Genomic DNA, 18,063 nt, shown 5'->3' on the forward strand with positions numbered 1-18,063 from the left:
GCTGCTCACCCGCAAGGGCGAGCGCATTCTCCGCTCCGCCGATGCCGTTCTCTACGATCACCTCGCCAGCCCGGATCTGCTGGCACTGGCTCCCGCCGGGGCGGAGCGCTGTTACGTCGGCAAGCGCGCCGGCTGCCATGCGCTGGAGCAGGACGCGATTGCGCGCTGGATGGTGGTGCGAGCGCGCCGCGGACTTACTGTGGTTCGTCTGCAGGGCGGCGATCCCATGCTGTTTGGCCGCGGCGCAGAAGAGGTCGCGGCGCTTGAAAGCACCGGCATCGCCTGGGAGGTCATCCCGGGTGTCAGTGCTGCCACCGGCGTAGCCGCTGCCGCCGGCATTGCCCTCACCGCCCGCGGAGTGGCCTCGGGCGTGCGCATTCTCTCCGGCCACGCCCCGCTCCCCGCTGCGCCCGCGCCCGGCAGCGAAACCCTCGTTCTGCTGATGGCGGCCGCTCAGCTTGCCGAGCGCACCACCGAGCTGGTGGCGCAAGGATGGGATCCAGCCACTCCGGCAGCGCTGATCGAGCGCGGCACCCTCCGGCGCGAGCGCCGCTTCTTCGCTTCCCTGGGCGACATTGCCGCCCAGGCACAGCGCGCCCAGCTTCAATCGCCCGCGCTGCTGATCACCGGTGCCGTGGCGGCGCCGCGCAAGCTCGCACGGCCGCAACGCGTGCGCCATGAAATACCGCCCGGCCTGATTTTGATGGCGCACGGTTCGCCGCTGCCCGGCTGGCAGCAGGGCGTGGTGCAGCTTGCCCAGGAGCTGGCCGCGCCCGGCCAGTTCACCTACGCCGCCTTTCTGCCGCCGGTGGCCCCGAGCCTGGCCAACGCCGTGCAGGCTGCGCGCGAGCAGCGCGTCCGGCGCCTCGTCGTCGTGCCCTATTTTCTCGCGCCGGGTTTGCATGTCCAGCGTGATCTCCCCGCGCTCGTCGCCGCCGAACAGCGCCGCGATCCGCGCCTGCGCATCACCGTAGCCGCCAGCCTGCAGGGTCATCCCGCGCTGCGCACCGCCGTGCTTGCGCGCGCCGAAGAAGCGCTTTTGCAGAGTAGTTGACACAAGCAAGTATAATGGTTGCATGCAAACCGAAGTTGTAGCCCTGCGCCGCTTCAACCGCTTCTACACCCGCAAAGCGGGCACGCTGCGTGAACACCTACTGGATTCACCGTACTCGCTGACAGAGACGCGGGTGTTGTTCGAACTCTCCACGCGCGGCGAAATCTCAGCGCAAGCCATTGCCGCCGAACTCGAACTCGATCCCGGCTATCTCAGCCGGCTCGTGCGGAAGTTCGAAACGGCGAAATTGCTGCGGCGCGAGACCTCGCCACACGACCGGCGGGAGCTACGGCTGACGCTGACGCCGCAGGGCCGGCGCGCATTTGCAGTGGTCAACCAGCGAGCCGACAAGCTGGCGCGAGAGCTGCTGGCGCCGTTGACTGCGGAGCAACAATCCCGCCTCATCCGCTCGATGCAGACCATTGAGGATTTGCTGGGCGACGCCAACCCCGCGCCCTTCGTGCTCCGGCCGCACCGCGCCGGTGACATGGGCTGGGTGGTAAGCCGGCAGGCGGCCCTGTATGCCGAAGAATATGGCTGGAACAGTCAGTACGAAGCGCTCGCCTCCCGCATTGTGGCCGATTTTCTGGATCATTTTGACGCCCAGCGCGAACGCTGCTGGATCGCCGAACGCGATGGCGACCGGCTGGGCTGCATCTTCCTGGTGCAGCACCCCGAGCGGCTCGACACCGCAAAGTTGCGGCTGCTGCACGTGGAGAAAGCAGCGCGCGGACAGGGGCTGGGGCGGACACTGGTGCGGGAATGCGTCAGCTTCGCGCGTTCGGCCGGCTACCAGCAGATGACGCTCTGGACCCAAAGCGTTCTGCGCGCCGCCATCCATCTCTACCAGCAGGCCGGATTCATCAAAGCCCACGAAGCCGCGCACCATAGCTTCGGCGTCGACCTGGTCGAGCAGACGTGGGAACTGGCGTTGGCAGCGAGCGCGGTACAGAACCGCTAAGTATATCCATGGGCGAGCGAATCGTGCAGGTGGACGCCTTTGCGGCCGAGCAGTTCGGCGGCAATCCCGCGGCGGTGTGCTTTCTGCGTGCGCCGCGCGAGGCGGCGTGGATGCAGAAAGTGGCGCGGGAGATGAATTTATCGGAGACCGCGTTTCTGGAAAGGCGCGACGACGGCTTCGGGCTGCGCTGGTTCACGCCCGCAGTGGAGGTGGCGCTGTGCGGCCACGCGACGCTGGGCAGCGCGCATGCCATCTGGGAAGAGGGCTTGGCCAAGCCGGACGGGCTGCTGCGTTTTCACACGCAAAGCGGCGTGCTGACGGCGGCGAAGCAGGATGGTTGGATCGAGCTGGATTTTCCCGCCAAGGCAGAAAAGAAAGCGGCGGCGCCGGACGGGCTGGAAGCCGCGCTGGGCGTCCGGCCGAAGTATGTTGGGCGGAATCAGTATGACTACCTGGTGGAGCTGGAATCAGAGGCGGCGGTGCGCGGTCTGCAGCCCAACCATGGGCTACTGCGGCAGCTTAAAGTACGCGGCGTGATGGTGACCTGCCGCGCGGAAAAGGAACCGTACGATTTTGTGTCACGCTTCTTTGCGCCCGGCAGCGGCGTGGACGAGGATCCGGTCACCGGCTCGGCGCACTGCTGCCTCGGGCCTTATTGGTCGAAGCGCCTCGGCAAAAGCGACCTGCTCGCCTACCAGGCCTCGCCGCGCGGCGGCGTGCTGCGCGTGGGCGTGCGCGGCGAGCGGGTGAAGCTCGGCGGCCAGGCGGTCACCGTACTGCGCGGCGAGCTGGCGTAATCCTCTACTGGTTAACACCGGACCAGTGCACCGGCGCGAGGATGGCGTCGAGGCGGTCGGTGCCGGAGGCGCGCTCCAGGTGCGGGATACGCAGGCCGCCGTGGTAGTCGAGCGAGTAGGTCGAGACCTCGCCGGCGTGCTTGACCAGCAGCGCAATGGGGGCGGAAGTATGCTCGGCGCCGAGGATGGCATCGCGCAGCGCGTCAATGGAGAAGATCTTACCGTTGACGGCCTCAAGCTGCATGCCCGGCGCGAGGCCGGCCTTGAAGGCAACACCGTCCCACCAGACCTGAGCGAGGTCGCCATTGGCGGCGACGCTGAAGCCGAGCGAGGTGGCAAAGCTGGCGCCGAAGCGGCTGAAGCCGGATTGTTTTTCCCAGGCCGGAACGGCGTCGCTATAGACGAGCTTGTAGCCGCCTTGGGTGATACCGTCCATGGGTACGGCGGGGTGGACGTCGTAGATGCGGGTGCGGAAGAACTTGGCCCAATCATAGGGCTGGACCTCGTTCAAGGCGTGGACGAGCTGATCGAAGGTGTAGGTGTTGGTGACGAAGCTGCCGTTGTCCATGCCATAGAAGAGATGGGCGAAGTCGTCGAGTGATTTTTTGCCGCCGCTGAGTTTGCGGATGGTAGTGTCGGCATCGAGCCAGACGAGGACGCTTTCGGTGTAGTAGTCTTCGCCGCGGAGCCAGCTTGGCCAGGTGACCGGGGTGCGGTGCGAGGCCTGCTCCTGATTGGTGGTGTCTTCCACCGAGCGCCAGTCGCGGCCGCGGCTAATGGCGAAGTTGGCGGCGAGATTGGCGAGCAGATCGCGCGTCTGCTCGGGCGTGCGCATGCCGGAGCGGGCGGAGAGAACCTCGCCCCAGTACTGGGTCAGCCCTTCATAGACCCAAAGCAAGTCATCCTGCATGGGGACGTTGAAGTTGGGCGTCCAGAGATCGTAGGGGCGGCGGTATTTGCCGTTCCAGGAGTGGGTGTACTCGTGGGCAAGCAAGTCGCGCTGGGCGACGCCGGCCTGCCAGTCGGTGAGGTAGTTGGCGCCGGTGCCGTCTTCGCTGGACTGATGGTGCTCGAGGCCCTCGCCGCCGATGCTATTCGAGAGGCTGAGCAGGAAATCGTAATGCTCGTAATGGCGTGCGTGGAACAGGGCCAGCGCCTGGGTCGCGAGGTTGCGATGGAACTGCAGCTCCTCGGACGACATGATGCCTTCCGCGGGCGTGTCCGAAAAAATATCGAGATGAACGATGTCGCTGGGATTGGGCGAAAGATTGTAGCGATGAAAGTTCACGCCGGCGTAGAGCGGCGAGTCGACCAGGGTGTTGAGCGGGACGGTGGCGAAGTGAACCACATCCCCGTCCTGACTGGCGGTGGTCAGGGCGGTGGCGTACTTCCAGCCGGCGGGCATGGTGACGGAGGGAGAGAAATTGATGTCGCGCGAGAAATGACCGGCCGGATAGAGCACGACCTGGTTCCAGGACAGATCAATCATGTTGTGATCGAAGCTGATGCGGCCCTGATTGGGGCGGAGCGCGGGCAGATACTGGAATTTCACGTCGAGCGACCGGACACCGTCGGGGACATTGACGGTGAAGGCGTAGTATTCCACGTCGTTGCGGGTCCAGGGCAGGCGCGCGCCGTTGGCGGTGATCACCAGGCCGCCAACATTCTTGATGGGGCCATCCTTGGCGTGATTGCCGGGAATCCAGGCGGGATAGAGCAGCGTCAGTTTACCGGGAGTGACGGGAATGGTCTCCTCCACCTGAACGACGCGCTGGGGCACGTTGGTGAAGTTGGCATTGAGAGTGATGGTGCCAGGGGTGTAGGGCACGTCGCGCGGGGTGGGCAGCGGGGGCGGCTCGGGGGCGGGCATGGGGCCGACGCCTTGCTGGGCGAGAAGACTCAGGGCCAGAAGCGGCAGAACGAGGGCGGAAGCAAACCGAAGACGCATGGGACCTCCGGAGTACAGGGTAGCAGGGAAAAGGGAAAAGGGATTAGGGATTGAGGACTGGTGAGACCCAAATTTTTTGGGCGGCAGAGGAGGCGAGGGTGACGGGACCGGATGCAACGCCGAGTGTCAGAGTGCCGTCGTAGTTGCGGCTGGCAATGGTCAGAGGAGTACCGGGACGGAGGCCGAGACGGTCGAAATACTCCAGTAACTGGCGGTCACGCTCGTGCATGCCGGCGATCTTCAGGCTGGAGCCGGGCACGGCTTCCCAGAGACTTTGCAGGCCGGCTTTGCGCCGTTCGGCAGCACTTTTGTTGATGGGGTTGCCGTGGGGGCAGAGGCCCCCGGGGCCGAGGCGTTCGATCAGGCGGCGCTCGACGTCGGGCGAGATGGAGTGCTCCAGGCGCTCAGCCTCGTCATGCACCTTGTACCATTCCACTCCCAGCATTTCGTGCAGCATGCGCTCGATGAGGTGATGGCGCAGGCGCATGCGGTTGGCGATGGCGCGGCCTTTCTTGGTGAGCAGGATGCGGCCTTTGGCGTCGACCCAGGCGAGCTTGTCGCGCTTGAGACGGCGGAGAGCGACGGTCACGGCAGGCGCGGAAATGCGCAGCCAGCGGCCGAGGGTGGCGGCAATGACCGGACCCTCCTCGGATTCGGCTTCGGCGATGGCCTTGAGGTAGTCCTCTTTAGAAACGGTCAGCTCCATAGAGGGTTGCTTGTAGCCTAGCAAAGAAAACGAGCAAAATCCAGGTGAAATGTTTAAGTTAACTATGGTTAAATAAAGCAATGCAACCCAAGATGGGAACGGCGACGGAAGTCGTGAACGGGGCGCACCCGTCGCTGGAGGCCATGCACGACACCGTGGCCATTCCCGAGGCGCAGGCAGGCTTTTGGCGGCACTGGAAGGCGTTTGTCGGCCCGGCGGTGCTGGTCAGCGTGGGCTACATGGATCCGGGCAACTGGGGCACGGATCTGCAGGCCGGCGCGCAGTACCATTTCAACCTCTTGTGGGTGGTTGCGGTCGCCAGCCTGATGGCCATCTTCATGCAGATTCTGGCGGCACGCCTGGGGGTGGTGACGGGCAAGGACCTGGCGCAGTGCTGCCGGGACTGGTATCCGCGCTGGACGCGCTGGCCGAACTGGCTGCTGAGCGAAATTGCGATTGCGGCCTGTGATCTGGCCGAGGTGCTGGGCAGCGCGGTGGCGCTGAATCTGCTGTTTCACATTCCGCTGCTGTGGGCGGTGATCATCACCGGTTTTGACGTGCTGCTGCTGCTGGCGCTGCAGCGCTACGGCGTGCGCACGCTGGAAGCAGTGATTACGCTGTTGATCCTGACCATGGGAGTGTGCTACTGGCTGGAGATTTTTGTGCTGCCGGCGACGCAGCCCAGCTTCCGGGAGATGGGCAGCGCCCTGATTCACCCCACCTTCGGCAGCTACGCCATGATGTATGTGGCGATCGGCATCATTGGCGCCACGGTGATGCCGCACAACCTGTACCTGCACTCGGCGCTGGTGCAGAGCCGCAAAATCCGGCGTGACAAGCCCTCGCTGCGCAAGGCGATCCAGTTCAACACGCTGGATTCGACGGTGGCGCTGACGCTGGCATTTTTTCTCAACGCCGCCATTCTGGTGCTGGCGGCGATGGTGTTCTACGGCAAGGCGGGCGTGCTGCTGCCGGGCGGTGCGTATGTACACTTCAACGCCGACACGGACTGGATCCGGCAGGCCTACCTGACGCTGGAGCCGCTGCTGGGCACGATCGCCGGCAGCCTGTTTTTCGCCATTGCCCTGCTGGCCAGCGGCCAGAGCAGCACCATCACCGGTACGCTTGCCGGGCAGGTGGTGATGGAAGGCTTCATGCACTGGCATATCGCGCCCTGGGTGCGGCGGCTGATCACGCGCCTGTTCGCGCTGATTCCAGCGGTGCTGATCATTGGACTGCGCGGCGACAGCAGCGTGACCGATCTGCTGACCCTGAGCCAGGTGATTCTGGCGTTGCAGCTTCCCTTCGCCATGTATCCACTGCTGCACTTCACCAGTTTCCGCAAGCGCATGGGCCAGTGGCGCAGCCCGGCGTGGCTGCAAATTGCCGGTTGGTCGACGGCGATTTTGATTACGGCGGCGGATATTTACGCGCTGCCGTCGTCGCTGGGAATCGCCTGGCACGTCATCATTGGCCACTAAAGCCGTCCAGCCCGGGATGTATACTGGCCGCGATGCAGAGAAGAGAGTTCCTGCGCGTACTCGGAGCGGGCGCGGCGGCGGCGGCGTTTCCGGCTTCGATCCTGAAGGCACTAGCCATTCCGGCGCACCGGCGCACGGGCACGATTGAAGACGTCGAGCACATCGTCTTCTTCATGCAGGAAAACCGCTCCTTTGACCACTACTTCGGCATGCTGCGCGGCGTGCGCGGCTTCGGCGATCCCAGGGCGATTCGGCTCGAGGATGGCGCATCGGTATGGGCGCAGCCGCGGGCCGGGGGCGGAGCAGTGCTGCCGTTTCATCCGGGCGCGCCGAATCCGGGGCTGCGGTTTCTGGAAGATTTGGCGCACGACTGGACCTCGACGCACGCGGCGTTGCGGGAGGGATGGTACGACGGCTGGGTACAGCACAAAACCCCGACCACCATGGCGCATCTGGTGCGCGGCGATATTCCGTTTCACTACGCGCTGGCCGATGCCTTCACGATTTGCGACGCCTACCACTGCTCGCTGCTGGGACCAACCGGGCCAAACCGCATGCACATGTGGACCGGCTGGGTCGGCAATGACGGCCGCGGCGGCGGGCCGCGGGTGGACAACGACGGCGACGGCTTCACCTGGATGACCTACCCCGAGCGGCTGGAGCAGGCGGGAATTTCCTGGAAAATTTATCAGGACACCGGCACCGGCCTGAGTACAAAAACGGATTGGGGCGACGAGCGCGACGCCTACATCGGCAATTACGGCGACAACGCGCTGCTGTATTTCAAAGCCTATGAGGATTCCACACCCGGTTCGGCACTGTACACGAAGGCACGCACGGGAACGCGCACCGAGCGCCGCGGCACCTTATTTGAAGAGTTCGCACGCGACGTGCGCGGAAGTAGATTGCCGCAGGTGTCGTGGATCGTGGCGCCGGAAGCGTATTGCGAACATCCGAACTGGCCGGCCAACTACGGCGCCTGGTACACGGCGCAAGTGCTCGACGCCCTGACTGCGAACCCAGAGGTGTGGAGCAAGACGATACTGTTTTTGACCTACGACGAAAACGATGGGTTCTTCGACCACGTTGTGCCGCCGACACCGCCCATGACGGCGGAGCTGGGACAGTCGACAGTGTCGATTGAAAACGAGATCTATCCGGGCAGCCAAAAGTATCCGAGTGGACCGTATGGGCTGGGCGTGCGGGTGCCGATGATGGTGATCTCGCCCTGGAGCAAGGGCGGCTGGGTAAGCTCGGAGGTGTTCGACCACACCTCCATGCTGCGGTTTGCCGAACGGCGCTTCGGCGTGCGAGCGGAAAACATTACCCCCTGGCGGCGCGCAGTGTGCGGGGACTTGACCGCGACGCTCGATTTCGCCACCCCCAACGAGGCGGACGTGGCGCTGCCGAGCACCGTGGCGTATGCACCGCCAGACCGAACGCGGCATGCCAGCTACAAACCTGCGCTTCCCAAAGAACAACAAATGCCGCAGCAGGAGCTGGGGCAGCGGCCGGCGCGGGCCGTGCCCTACGGGTTAGAGATTCATGCCCAGGTGATGGCGCCAGGCGTGGAACTAAGGTTGCACAATGCCGGGCGAGCCGCAGCGACCGTGCAGGTGCGCGCACGCGCTGCGAAGCCGAGATGCTTTACCATCGGCGTGGGAGCGGAACTGCGCGATACCTGGAAAGCGGCACGGAATTACGCGCTCGCGGCTCACGGGCCGAACGGATTCTATCGCGAGTTGACCGGCACCGTGACGGAACAGCTGGGCGAGCCGGAGCTGCGTTATGACGATGCACAGAATGCCGTCGAGCTGCACTGGAGGCCGAGCCAGGTGGTGCAGATTACCGTACGCGACGGGTACACGCGGCGGGTACATTCGTATACGCTGGCGGCGGGGGAGTCGTGGCGACAGAGATGGGCACTCGAAGCGGGCCATGGCTGGTACGATCTGGATGTGCGCTGCGCGGCCGAGCCAGGGTTCCGGAGGCACTTTGCCGGGCATCTGGAGCGCGGTGCGAACAGCCTAAGCGACCCTCATATCGGCCAAAGTGCTTGACAGCGTAGCGGCGGGCAGGGGAATCTAGAGCTTCGTACTGGACTTGGTCCAATCAGTTGCGAATTAATCGCAGTTGAAGATAAGGGCAAATTTGCGTGGGTCCGGAAGTCGAAATCAATGAGGCTGCGAGAATTTCGCAAGCGGGTGCTGGCGTGAGTACATCGGTTACACCGAATTTGCCGGCACCGGCGCGCAGCCATCCGCGACCGGGCTGGCTGCGGTACTTCCTCATCTTTGGCGGTCTGGCGGTAGCTGCGTTGATCGCCTGGCAGGCGTTGACAGCCTCGGGCAATCCCAATCCCCTGACGCCGGCGAATAGCGGCTCGGCGGCGTTGCTGGATATTGCGGTGCTGGTGTTCCGCGAGGGTTTGGAGTGCGTGCTGGTGCTCGCGGCGGTAACCGCAGGGCTGCCGGAGAGCCGACAGTCCTACCTGCGGCCGATCGCGCTGGGCGTGGGTACCGGCTTCATCGCCACGGTCCTGACCTGGATAGGTGCGGTGCGCGTGGTTGACGGCCTCAGCCATAGCGTTTCGGCACTGGCGTTGCAGGCGGCGACCGGGCTGCTGGCGGTGATCGTGCTGCTGGTGGTGATGAACTGGTTCTTTCATAAGCTCTACTGGACGGGCTGGATTTCGATGCACAACAAGCAGAAGCGCCGGCTGATGGAGCGGGCCGATAGCGAACACACCGCGCGGCGGGCGGTGTTCTGGGGCATGGTGCTGCTGGGTTTCACCTCGCTCTATCGCGAAGGCTTCGAGGTGGTGCTGTTTTTGCAGACTTACCGGCTGCAGCTTGGCAACGCCATGGTGATGTGGGGCGCGCTGATCGGGGTTTTGCTGGCAGGCGTGGTCGCGGTGCTGACGTTTGTGGCGCACAAGAAGCTGCCCTACCGGAAAATGCTGGTGTTTACCGGTATCCTGCTGGGGATTGTGCTGTTTGTGATGGTGGGCGAGCAAGTGCAGGAGATGCAGTTGGCGCACTGGGTTTCGACCACCACGATTCCCTGGCTGGAGGGGCGGATTCCGGGCTGGATGGGACTGTGGCTGTCGGTGTTCCCGACGGTGGAGTCGCTGCTAGCGCAGGTCGTGGCGGCGGGCGCGGTGATTGGCTCCTACTTCGTCGCCAACCGCCGCCGGCCGCGCGCGGTCTAGCGGCGCGAGGTAGCTTACACTGGCTGCATATGATTCGCCACATCGAGGAATGGCGGAAGTGGGAGGCGGCGCAGAAGGCGGATGAGCCGATCGACTTCGACAAGAATCTGCGCTGGTACGAGTCGGCTCTGGAGTATGCGCGCGCGCTGGGCGCCTGGCCTCCGGCTGATCCGATGGAAGGTTTCGAGCAAAAGCTCGCCTACATCCACCGCCTGCACGGCCTAAAAAACGGGATTAGGATTCGGCGCGAGCACGGTAGACCGCCAGATCGGCGTCGCTGAGCTCCTCGGGCGGCACCAGGCGGTAATGCCGCTCCTCGGTGACCGTAACCCCATCGTCTGATTCCTCGAACTCGAACAGCGCGATCTCCCCTTCGGCCATGAACTGGGCAGCAATCGCGCGGCAAATCAGCGAGGGAAATTTGTGCGCGCAGATCGCCAGGTCTTGCTCGATCTGAACGACGCTAAGCTTGTCGTTGCCGCCCTTCGCCTGCACGGGCAAAACGTATTGACGGCCGCGCTTGTCAATGCCGATGTAGATTTCATCGGTCTCGACCTGACCGATGTCCGGTACCGCAGTGCGCAGGTGGCTCTGGAGCGAGTAGCAGGCCACGCCGGTAAAGATGTCGATGAGCCGGTTGTAGCGGACCTTCGCCAGCAAGGCCTGCTCGTCACTCAACGCGTATTTGGCGACCACGCCGGGCGTTGCGTCGGGGATCTTCGTTGTCGATAAGGCGCGATTGGGCGCGATGGGGTTGTCCCGCGCGAGTACAAAGCGATAGCGCGCACGGCCAGCAGGCCGGATAAGCCATGCTTCGCCCGCGCCAGCGTGCTGCTGGATGCTGGCGGGCAGCGCGGTGCGATAACGGAAACTGTAGACCAGATCGCCCAAGTTCTTGGGCAGGTCGAGATTGAGGGCGCTGGCGGCCTCGGCAAGCTCCTCGCGCCGGAAATCGATGTGGCGATCGCCAGGCTTGAACTTGTCATGAAAGAGGTGCTCTATGATGGCGGTATACGCATTTTTGGTGTTCATGCTCCCTCTCATGCGGCGGGATTTGGGGCCGGGCCAGCGGAGAATGACAGCTTCTTCGCGCAATTGCTCGCGTGTTGCTGTGGCTAGGCGAGTGCGAAAGAGATCGAGCCCGACGACCTCGTAGCCAAGCGAATCGGCAACGTCGGCGAGCAATTGACCGGTGCGGATCATGACCTGCAGGTACGAGGCCTGGTCGCCGACCACGTAGGCGAGCTGCGCGCCGGGCCGGAGCGCCGCGCGGAGTTCGGCGAAATGGCGCGTCATACCGCCAAAGTAGAGCTGGGTGACGCGGGCATACAGTTTTTCGAAACCGGAAGTCTTGCCCAACTCGATCCGGCGCTTTTCAATTTGCGCGGCAATCTTCTGGATCGCCTGGTTGTGAGCGACAAGCTGATCGTCGCGGTCGCCGATGTAGACGCCGCGCGTGTTGGAGCGCAGCAGATCCTGCTTGAGGCTGCGGAGCTGCTGGCGGCTGTTGAGGAAGCCGAGCAGGACGGATTCGAGCCGCGTGGTGCGCGTGTAGTCCTTCTCGTTGGGATACGGGGGCGAGGTAATGACAGCGTCGATCGATTCGGCCGACAGCATTCTGGGCAACTGGCGCGAATCTGCCTGCAGCAGCGAAGATGCAGTCCGCTCGGGCGGCAAGCCGCGCAGGTCAGCCGCCATTTGCGCGACCGCAGCGCGCCAGAGAGCAACTGCAGGCGCGTCCCGGCGGATTTTGCCCAAGCCGATCTCGGGCCCGAAGCTCAGGTTGCTGGCGCCAAAAACGGCGATTTTGGCCAGAGCCAGGCGCTCGTGGGCGACAAAGGCCGGATCGTGTTGTTCTCGCAACACTGCTAACAGAGTCAACAGCCGGTGCAGCGGGACCGGGCTGATGCTGTTGGTGAGCAGGATCGCGTTCGATTCTTCCGGGAGCGCAAGCAACGGGGCACCAGTGAGGGGGCGACCGCTGCGGAACAGCGGCAAATCCTGACCGTCGCCCAGACCCTGTGCGGCAAGGCGGCTGGCTGCAGCTTCTGCAACGGCGTCAGCGTGGTCGCTGAGGCCTCCGGCGTCGATGTCCCAATCCAGCTTCGTGCGGCTGGCGAACGCTGCCATAGGGTTGGCTTCGACGCCGACGCTGCCGATCCCGCGGAGTTTGCACTCGACAAGCGTGGTGCCGGTGCCGCAGAACGGATCGAGTACGGTGGCGCCGCTGCCGAGGGAAAACCGCTCGGCGTAGTTGCGGACCAGATGCGGCGGGTAGGACAGGACGAACCGATACCAGTCGTGGAGGGCGCTGTCTTCCGGGCGCAGCTTATTGACCTGAGTCGTGGCAGCGGCGGGCCGCATGGTGCATCGCTACTGTAGCACGTGCCCGCGCCGGCAGGACTGGGGCCACGGGGCCCCAGCCCTGCCCAGGCACGCGGGTCGCCCGGTGCAGCCGAGCGGGGCCCCGTGCCCATCATTGACACCCCGTGGTACGCTTGTTGTATACCCTACCTGGGTATATGGAGGAGACCGGGATGGAGAAGCTCACGTTGAAGATTGAGGGCATGAGCTGCGGCCACTGCGTGAAGTCAGTGGAGCGGGTGTTGGCGGCGGCGCCAGGGGTAAAGGCGGGCAAGGTCGAAGTTGGCCGGGCGGAGATGGACTATGACCCGGTGAAAATTTCATCGCACGAGATTGCGCGGCGCATTGGCGAGGAGGGCTACACAGCCGAAATCGTATGAGCGCAACGGCGATAGCGGTGAAGGAAGTCGAACTGCCGGTGGAGGGCATGACGTGCGCCTCCTGCGTGCGGCGCGTGGAGCGGGCGCTCGCGCAGGCGCCGGGGGTAAAGACGGCGCAGGTGAACTTCGCCACGCGGCGGGCACTGGTGGCGTATGACCCCGCCGCGGGCAATGTAGCAGGCATGGCAGCCGCGGTGCGTGCAGCGGGATATGAAGTGGCCGAGAACAAGCCGGCCGGGGCGCAGAACGAAGCCGCGCAGACGGCGCGGTCGTTCTGGTGGGCGCTGGGCCTGGCCGTCGCCGTGATGATCGGGTCAATGGCGCTCGATGCGGTGCAGATGGCGTTGCCTATGGCGGGCGGCCATGCGCTCGATCCGCTGATGCGGTGGATGGCGCCGCTGAACCACGCACTGGGCACTTCCCTGCCCTGGTTGGGCCGGGTTGGCGCGGGCGCGTTGCGCTGGGTTCTGCTGGCGTTGACGCTGCCGGTCGTGCTCGGACCGGGACGGCGGTTCTATGAACGCGCGTGGAAGGCAGCGCGGCACGCGAGCGCCGACATGAACACCCTGATCGCGGTGGGCACGGGCGCGGCATTTCTATTTTCGCTGGTGGCGACGGTGGCGCCGGCAGTCTTCACCGCGCATGGTATGCCGGCCAATGTGTACTACGAAGCAGTGGTCTGGATTCTGGCGCTGATTCTGCTGGGCAACTGGATGGAAGCGCGGGCACGGGCACGCACGTCGGATGCAGTGCGCAAGCTGATGGGCCTGCAGCCAAGCGCAGCGCTGGTGATTCATGCGGATGGCAGCGAGGCCATGACGCCGTTACGCGAACTGCAGCCGGGCATGCGGGTGCGGGTGCGGCCGGGCGAGCGGATTCCGGCAGATGGGGTGGTGACGTCGGGTGCGAGCCACGTGGATGAGAGCATGCTGACGGGCGAGCCGACGCCCGTGAGCAAGGCAGCGGGCGAGGCGGTGACGGGCGCGACGCTCAACGGCTCGGGGTCGCTGGTGGTCGAGCTCAAGCACGTAGGCAGCGACACCATACTGGCGCAGATCGTGCGGCTGGTAGAGCAGGCCCAAGGCTCGCGGGCGCCGATTCAGGGTGTGGCCGATCGCGTGGCGGGCATTTTTGTGCCGGTGGTAATTGCCATTGCGGTAGTGACCTTTGCGGTCTGGATGCTGGCGGGGCCGGCGCCGCAGCTTTTGTGGGCCATGATCGCGGCTGTCACGGTGCTGATCATTGCTTGTCCGTGCGCCATGGGGCTGGCCGTGCCGACGGCGGTGATGGTGGGCACGGGGCGCGGCGCCGAGCTGGGCGTGCTGATCCGCAAAGGCGAGGCCCTGGAGCGGGCGCAGGCGGTGACCACGATTCTGCTGGACAAGACAGGAACGTTGACTGAGGGCAAGCCGCGGGTTTTGGCAGCGGCGCCAGCCAACGAATGCAGCCAGGACGAGCTGCTGCGGCTGGCGGCGGCGGTGGAGCGGCATTCGGAGCATCCGCTGGGCGCAGCGATTGTGGCGGCAGCACGCACGCGCGGGTTGAGCCTGCTGCAGGCGGAAGGCTTCGCGAGCGCAGCCGGACAGGGCGTGCGGGCGCAGGTCGACGGGCGGATCACCGAAGTGGGGCGGCCCGGCGAGGACGCGGCCATTCCCGAAGAGTGGCGGCAGCGCGGCTGGACGACGGTTGCGGTGCGCATCGCAGGCGCCAGCGCTGGGCTGCTGGCGATCGCCGATGCCGTCAAGCCGGAAGCTGCGGCTGCGGTAACGCGCTGGCGTGGCTGGGGGCTGAAGGTGGCGATGGTGACCGGCGACAGCGCGCCGGCGGCACTGGCCGTCGCGCGGACGGTCGGGATCGCGCCGGAAGACGTGGAGGCGGGCGTGCTGCCAGGCGGCAAACTCGACGCCGTGCGGCGGCGGCAGCAGGCGGGTGAAGTCGTCGCCATGGTGGGCGATGGGATTAACGACGCCCCGGCGCTGGCGCAAGCCGATCTCGGCATTGCCATCGGCAGCGGAACGGATGTGGCGATGGCGGCGGGTAATATTACGCTGCTGGGTAGCGGCCTGGGGGGCGTAACCACGGCCATCGCACTGTCGCGGGCGACGATGGGCCGCATCCGCGAGAATCTGTTCTGGGCGCTGATCTATAACGCTATCGGAATTCCGATTGCCGCCGGCGTGTTGTACCCCTGGCTGGGGGTGCTACTGTCGCCAGTGGTTGCCAGCGCGGCAATGGCGTTCAGCTCGGTGAGCGTCGTGTCGAACAGCCTGAGACTGCGGAGGTGGCGGCTCGCGCCGCCTGTAAGCGGGGCTGCGCCCCGAGCCTCCCGCTGGTCGGCCTCCCCTTTGCCGCGAACCGCCGAACCAAGGGGGAATCAGTATGATGCGAAAGCCAACTAAAGCGGAAGGGGTGACCGCGGCGGGCAAGCGCGCGCTGCTGCTGCGGCTGAAGCGCGCCGAAGGCCAGGTGCGCGGCCTGCAGCGCATGGTCGATGATGACCGTTACTGCCCCGACGTGCTGACACAAATCTCGGCGGTGCAGGAATCGCTGCGGGGCGTGGCACGGCTGCTCATGCGCCGCCACCTGGAGCACTGCGCCACCTCGGCGCTGCGTTCCGGTGACGCCGCCCGCGCCCAGGCGACCTACGCCGAGCTGACGGATTTGTTTTACAAGCATGCGCGCTAATCGTCTGAGCCAGATCGTAGCGGCATGGGGAACCAAGCCCTATCCGTTTGTCGCCGGCTACGTCTGGCTGGCCGCCATGTTTGCGCTCCTGGCGGTGCTGGAGACGAACCGGGTGGGCTTGTACCTGGTGCCGCCGTTCGGCGCGACGCTGTCGATCTTACTGTTGCTCCCGGAATCTCCCATCGCGCAGCCGTATGCGCTCATCGTGGGGTCAGTCGCCGGCGCGGCGGTGGGAACGGCAGTCAGCTTTTTCGCGCATGGGCTCCCCATGGCGGTGCTGGCAGCGGTGATTGCCTTCGGCGTGATCAGCCTTTTGCACGCCTATCATCCGCCCGGCGTGGCGCTGGCGATCTATCCGCTCTTGTTGCATCCGGGCAATTGGTTTCCGCTCACGGTGGTGCTGCCGTTCACGCTAGTCGCCGTGGTTACCGCAGCCCTGCTGAGTCAGCGGGTCAAGCGCTGGCCGGCCTACCCGCGGCCGTTATCACAGGGGCAATAGCACAAAATAGACTTTGTGCTATTTGTGCTATGCTACGGGCATGGCCGGGTTGTCGGACCGCATACGTGAGCACGTCGTGCGAAGCATAATCGCACCAGCGCGCCAGCGCGCCGCAGCACGGGTGCGGATTCGGGTTGGCGACGTGGAGCGGGAGATGGGTCTCAAGCAGCGAGCGCCTACTGTGTGCCGAGCGCTACAGAAAAGGTCGTTCTTGCGCGATCAAGGCTTAACAATCCAGGCAATCGAAGGTCCGCCATCCGGTTTGGGACCGCGCGTTGTGCTCACCTACGGCCTGAAGGCGGAAGCGCCGGCGACGGTGAAGCAGAGCTGGGCGTGGTTCGACGAAATGAGAGGGATGTTGCGCGGCGCGTGGGATGACGAGGGCGGCGGCGAGGCGTGGCTGAAAAAGGAGCGCAGCGAGTTCTACGGGCCGAACCGGCCTTACGGCTACCTCGACGACCTAAACGCGGCCGCAGCCGCGACGCCTCTAGCCCGGCGCACGGTCAAGCGCAACCAGAAACGCAGCGGGGCAGGGGTCCGCGCCCGATAATGCGCCGCGTTTACTGGGATACGATGCTGTTTATTTACTTGTCGGAGGGCGGCCCGGCGATGGATCGCATCTGGTCAGTGCGAAAGTCAATGCAAGAGCGAGGCGACAAGCTATGCACGGCGATGCTGACCCTGGGCGAAATTATGGTTCGGCCCTACCGGCTAGGAGACCTGGCGGCGGTCGAAAAACTACGGCGGCTGATGCGACCACCGGAAATCGAAATTATCCATTTCGATGAGGAAACAGCCGATCACTTCGCGCGTATACGGGCGGTGTGTCGCGTCGCACCCGCCGACGCAATCCATCTGGCCTCTGCCGCACGGGCGCGGGCCAATCTGTTTCTGACCAACAATCGCGCGCTGTGTCGCCTGCACGTACCGGGTATCGACTTCATCGCACCACTAGACACCGAGCTGTTTTAGGCCAGCGTCAGTACAACCTTGCCGAACTGCTTCTTGGCGGCGAGGTAGCGATGGGCGTCGGGGGCTTGAGCGAGAGGGAAGGTGCGGTCGACGACGGGGCGAAGGCGGCCGGCGGCGATGAGCGCAAACACGGTATCGAGGTCGGCGCGGCGTCCCATATAGCTGCCAATCAGCCGGAGCTGGCGCGAGAACAGGAAGCGAAGGTCGATTGTGGCGTCGTAACCGGTGGTGGCGCCGCAGGTGACGAGCGTGCCACCGGGGGCGAGGGAACGCACGCTTTGCTCCCAGCTTGCCTGGCCGACGTGCTCGACAACGATATCGACGCCTTCGGGCGCCCAGCGCTTGACAGCTTTGGACACCGGCGTTGCAGCGTCGTAATGGTCAACGACTTCATCCGCGCCGAGATCATGGGCAAGCTTTAACTTGGCGGCGCCGCCGGCGGTGGCGATGACGGGGCAGCCGAAGAATTTCGCGATCTGAACGGCGGCGATGCCAACGCCGCTTGAGGCAGCCCAGACCAGCACCCTTTGCCCGGGCTGAACCCCGGCGCGGCGCACCAGCATGTTCCAGGCGGTGAGAAACACGAGCGGCATGGAAGCGGCCTGCACGAAATCAAGCTGCGGCGGCATGGGGATGAGACAGCGTTCGGGCACCGCAACCAGCTCGGCGCAGCCGCCGTCGCGCTGGTAGCCGAACACCTGATATTGGCGGCATTCGTTATCGCGCCCATCGAGGCAGAAATGGCAGTGGCCGCAGCCGACACCGGGCGCAACGACGACGCGCTCGCCGTTGTCGGCACGCTCGCCGGCGATGTCGCAGCCGAGAATGCGCGGCAGGCCAATTTTGATGCCGGGTATGCCCTCACGAATAAACAGATCTAAATGGTTGAGAGCGCAGGCGCGCACGCGCACCAGAACTTCGCCGGGCGCCGGCACCGGATCGGGCGCCGCCTCCAGCTTCAGCACCTCCGGCCCTCCATGCGTGTGGATGCGTAATGCCTGCATG

Annotated in this window: 17 protein-coding genes; 13 read left to right on the top strand and 4 right to left on the bottom strand. The window is 65.0% G+C overall.

Translation table 11 applies throughout. The features are described 5' to 3' along the window. Positions 1 to 199: 199 nt before the first annotated feature. Genes EPN33_07325 through EPN33_07335 form a run of 3 tightly spaced genes read left to right on the top strand, consistent with a single transcriptional unit; the run spans position 200 to position 2,812 of the window. A complete protein-coding gene (locus tag EPN33_07325) occupies positions 200 to 1,054 on the top strand; it encodes a hypothetical protein (GenBank protein ID TAN22734.1) in 855 nt (284 codons plus the stop codon). A gap of 22 nt (positions 1,055 to 1,076) precedes the next feature. Further along, on the top strand, positions 1,077 to 2,015 hold the full coding sequence (locus EPN33_07330) for a GNAT family N-acetyltransferase (protein ID TAN22735.1): 939 nt from the start codon (positions 1,077 to 1,079) through the stop codon (positions 2,013 to 2,015). Positions 2,016 to 2,023: 8 nt separating this feature from the next. Next, complete coding sequence (locus EPN33_07335) at positions 2,024 to 2,812, top strand: PhzF family phenazine biosynthesis protein (protein ID TAN22736.1); 789 nt, start codon at positions 2,024 to 2,026, stop codon at positions 2,810 to 2,812. A gap of 4 nt (positions 2,813 to 2,816) precedes the next feature. Here EPN33_07335 and EPN33_07340 read toward each other — a convergent pair whose 3' ends face one another. Both EPN33_07340 and EPN33_07345 read right to left on the bottom strand, forming a co-directional pair. Continuing rightward, positions 2,817 to 4,760 carry a M61 family peptidase gene (locus EPN33_07340; GenBank protein ID TAN22737.1) on the bottom strand — a complete coding sequence of 648 codons (1,944 nt, stop codon included), beginning with the start codon at positions 4,758 to 4,760 and terminating at the stop codon, positions 2,817 to 2,819. 43 nt (positions 4,761 to 4,803) lie between these two features. Further along, positions 4,804 to 5,466 (bottom strand): metal-dependent transcriptional regulator, encoded by a 663-nt coding sequence (locus EPN33_07345; GenBank protein ID TAN22738.1) that lies wholly within the window; start codon positions 5,464 to 5,466, stop codon positions 4,804 to 4,806. Positions 5,467 to 5,546: 80 nt separating this feature from the next. Between EPN33_07345 and EPN33_07350 the strand changes: the two genes are divergently transcribed. The 4 genes from EPN33_07350 (at position 5,547) to EPN33_07365 (ending at position 10,439) form a co-directional block, all read left to right on the top strand. Further along, positions 5,547 to 6,947 (top strand): divalent metal cation transporter, encoded by a 1,401-nt coding sequence (locus tag EPN33_07350; GenBank protein ID TAN22739.1) that lies wholly within the window; start codon positions 5,547 to 5,549, stop codon positions 6,945 to 6,947. Between the two features lie 32 nt (positions 6,948 to 6,979). After that, positions 6,980 to 9,007: a phospholipase C, phosphocholine-specific gene (locus tag EPN33_07355; protein ID TAN22740.1), complete on the top strand. Its 2,028-nt coding sequence runs from the start codon at positions 6,980 to 6,982 to the stop codon at positions 9,005 to 9,007. A 260-nt stretch (positions 9,008 to 9,267) separates the two neighbouring features. Next, complete coding sequence (locus EPN33_07360; GenBank protein ID TAN22819.1) at positions 9,268 to 10,158, top strand: iron permease; 891 nt, start codon at positions 9,268 to 9,270, stop codon at positions 10,156 to 10,158. 29 nt (positions 10,159 to 10,187) lie between these two features. Further along, positions 10,188 to 10,439: a hypothetical protein gene (locus EPN33_07365; protein ID TAN22741.1), complete on the top strand. Its 252-nt coding sequence runs from the start codon at positions 10,188 to 10,190 to the stop codon at positions 10,437 to 10,439. Here the strand turns inward: EPN33_07365 and EPN33_07370 are convergent. Further along, positions 10,393 to 12,522, bottom strand: a complete 2,130-nt coding sequence (locus EPN33_07370; protein TAN22742.1) for a hypothetical protein — start codon at positions 12,520 to 12,522, stop codon at positions 10,393 to 10,395. The two genes, EPN33_07365 and EPN33_07370, sit on opposite strands and share 47 nt — an antisense overlap. Before the next feature lie 158 nt (positions 12,523 to 12,680). Here EPN33_07370 and EPN33_07375 point away from each other — a divergent pair, with 158 nt between their 5' ends. The 6 genes from EPN33_07375 (at position 12,681) to EPN33_07400 (ending at position 17,058) form a co-directional block, all read left to right on the top strand. Continuing rightward, positions 12,681 to 12,902: a copper chaperone gene (locus EPN33_07375; protein ID TAN22743.1), complete on the top strand. Its 222-nt coding sequence runs from the start codon at positions 12,681 to 12,683 to the stop codon at positions 12,900 to 12,902. Positions 12,903 to 12,919: 17 nt separating this feature from the next. After that, positions 12,920 to 15,301 (top strand): cadmium-translocating P-type ATPase, encoded by a 2,382-nt coding sequence (cadA, locus tag EPN33_07380; protein TAN22820.1) that lies wholly within the window; start codon positions 12,920 to 12,922, stop codon positions 15,299 to 15,301. Beyond that, positions 15,282 to 15,587, top strand: a complete 306-nt coding sequence (locus tag EPN33_07385; GenBank protein ID TAN22744.1) for a transcriptional regulator — start codon at positions 15,282 to 15,284, stop codon at positions 15,585 to 15,587. The genes cadA and EPN33_07385 overlap by 20 nt, the downstream gene beginning before the upstream one ends. Further along, a complete protein-coding gene (locus EPN33_07390) occupies positions 15,577 to 16,086 on the top strand; it encodes an HPP family protein (protein ID TAN22745.1) in 510 nt (169 codons plus the stop codon). Before EPN33_07385 ends, EPN33_07390 begins: the two co-directional genes overlap by 11 nt. A 262-nt stretch (positions 16,087 to 16,348) precedes the next feature. After that, entirely contained in the window at positions 16,349 to 16,636 is a 288-nt protein-coding gene (locus EPN33_07395) for a hypothetical protein (protein ID TAN22746.1), read from the top strand. Further along, positions 16,636 to 17,058, top strand: coding sequence for a PIN domain-containing protein (locus EPN33_07400; protein TAN22747.1), 423 nt, complete (start codon positions 16,636 to 16,638; stop codon positions 17,056 to 17,058). Before EPN33_07395 ends, EPN33_07400 begins: the two co-directional genes overlap by 1 nt. Here EPN33_07400 and EPN33_07405 read toward each other — a convergent pair. Beyond that, on the bottom strand, positions 17,055 to 18,062 hold the full coding sequence (locus EPN33_07405) for an alcohol dehydrogenase (protein TAN22748.1): 1,008 nt from the start codon (positions 18,060 to 18,062) through the stop codon (positions 17,055 to 17,057). The two genes, EPN33_07400 and EPN33_07405, sit on opposite strands and share 4 nt — an antisense overlap. Position 18,063 lies beyond the last annotated feature (1 nt).

Source organism: Acidobacteriota bacterium, from assembly GCA_004299485.1.
Lineage (GTDB): Bacteria > Acidobacteriota > Terriglobia > Terriglobales > SCQP01 > SCQP01.

What these genes read in the sequence shown, in the direction of transcription:
- EPN33_07330 (TAN22735.1), top strand. Translation starts at nt 1,077, where the DNA reads ATGCAAACCGAAGTTGTAGCCCTGCGCCGCTTCAACCGCTTCTACACC.
- EPN33_07335 (TAN22736.1), top strand. Translation starts at nt 2,024, where the DNA reads ATGGGCGAGCGAATCGTGCAGGTGGACGCCTTTGCGGCCGAGCAGTTC.
- EPN33_07340 (TAN22737.1), bottom strand. Translation starts at nt 4,760, where the DNA reads ATGCGTCTTCGGTTTGCTTCCGCCCTCGTTCTGCCGCTTCTGGCCCTG.
- EPN33_07345 (TAN22738.1), bottom strand. Translation starts at nt 5,466, where the DNA reads ATGGAGCTGACCGTTTCTAAAGAGGACTACCTCAAGGCCATCGCCGAA.
- EPN33_07350 (TAN22739.1), top strand. Translation starts at nt 5,547, where the DNA reads ATGCAACCCAAGATGGGAACGGCGACGGAAGTCGTGAACGGGGCGCAC.
- EPN33_07355 (TAN22740.1), top strand. Translation starts at nt 6,980, where the DNA reads ATGCAGAGAAGAGAGTTCCTGCGCGTACTCGGAGCGGGCGCGGCGGCG.
- EPN33_07365 (TAN22741.1), top strand. Translation starts at nt 10,188, where the DNA reads ATGATTCGCCACATCGAGGAATGGCGGAAGTGGGAGGCGGCGCAGAAG.
- EPN33_07370 (TAN22742.1), bottom strand. Translation starts at nt 12,522, where the DNA reads ATGCGGCCCGCCGCTGCCACGACTCAGGTCAATAAGCTGCGCCCGGAA.
- EPN33_07375 (TAN22743.1), top strand. Translation starts at nt 12,681, where the DNA reads ATGGAGGAGACCGGGATGGAGAAGCTCACGTTGAAGATTGAGGGCATG.
- EPN33_07385 (TAN22744.1), top strand. Translation starts at nt 15,282, where the DNA reads ATGATGCGAAAGCCAACTAAAGCGGAAGGGGTGACCGCGGCGGGCAAG.
- EPN33_07390 (TAN22745.1), top strand. Translation starts at nt 15,577, where the DNA reads ATGCGCGCTAATCGTCTGAGCCAGATCGTAGCGGCATGGGGAACCAAG.
- EPN33_07400 (TAN22747.1), top strand. Translation starts at nt 16,636, where the DNA reads ATGCGCCGCGTTTACTGGGATACGATGCTGTTTATTTACTTGTCGGAG.
- EPN33_07405 (TAN22748.1), bottom strand. Translation starts at nt 18,062, where the DNA reads ATGCAGGCATTACGCATCCACACGCATGGAGGGCCGGAGGTGCTGAAG.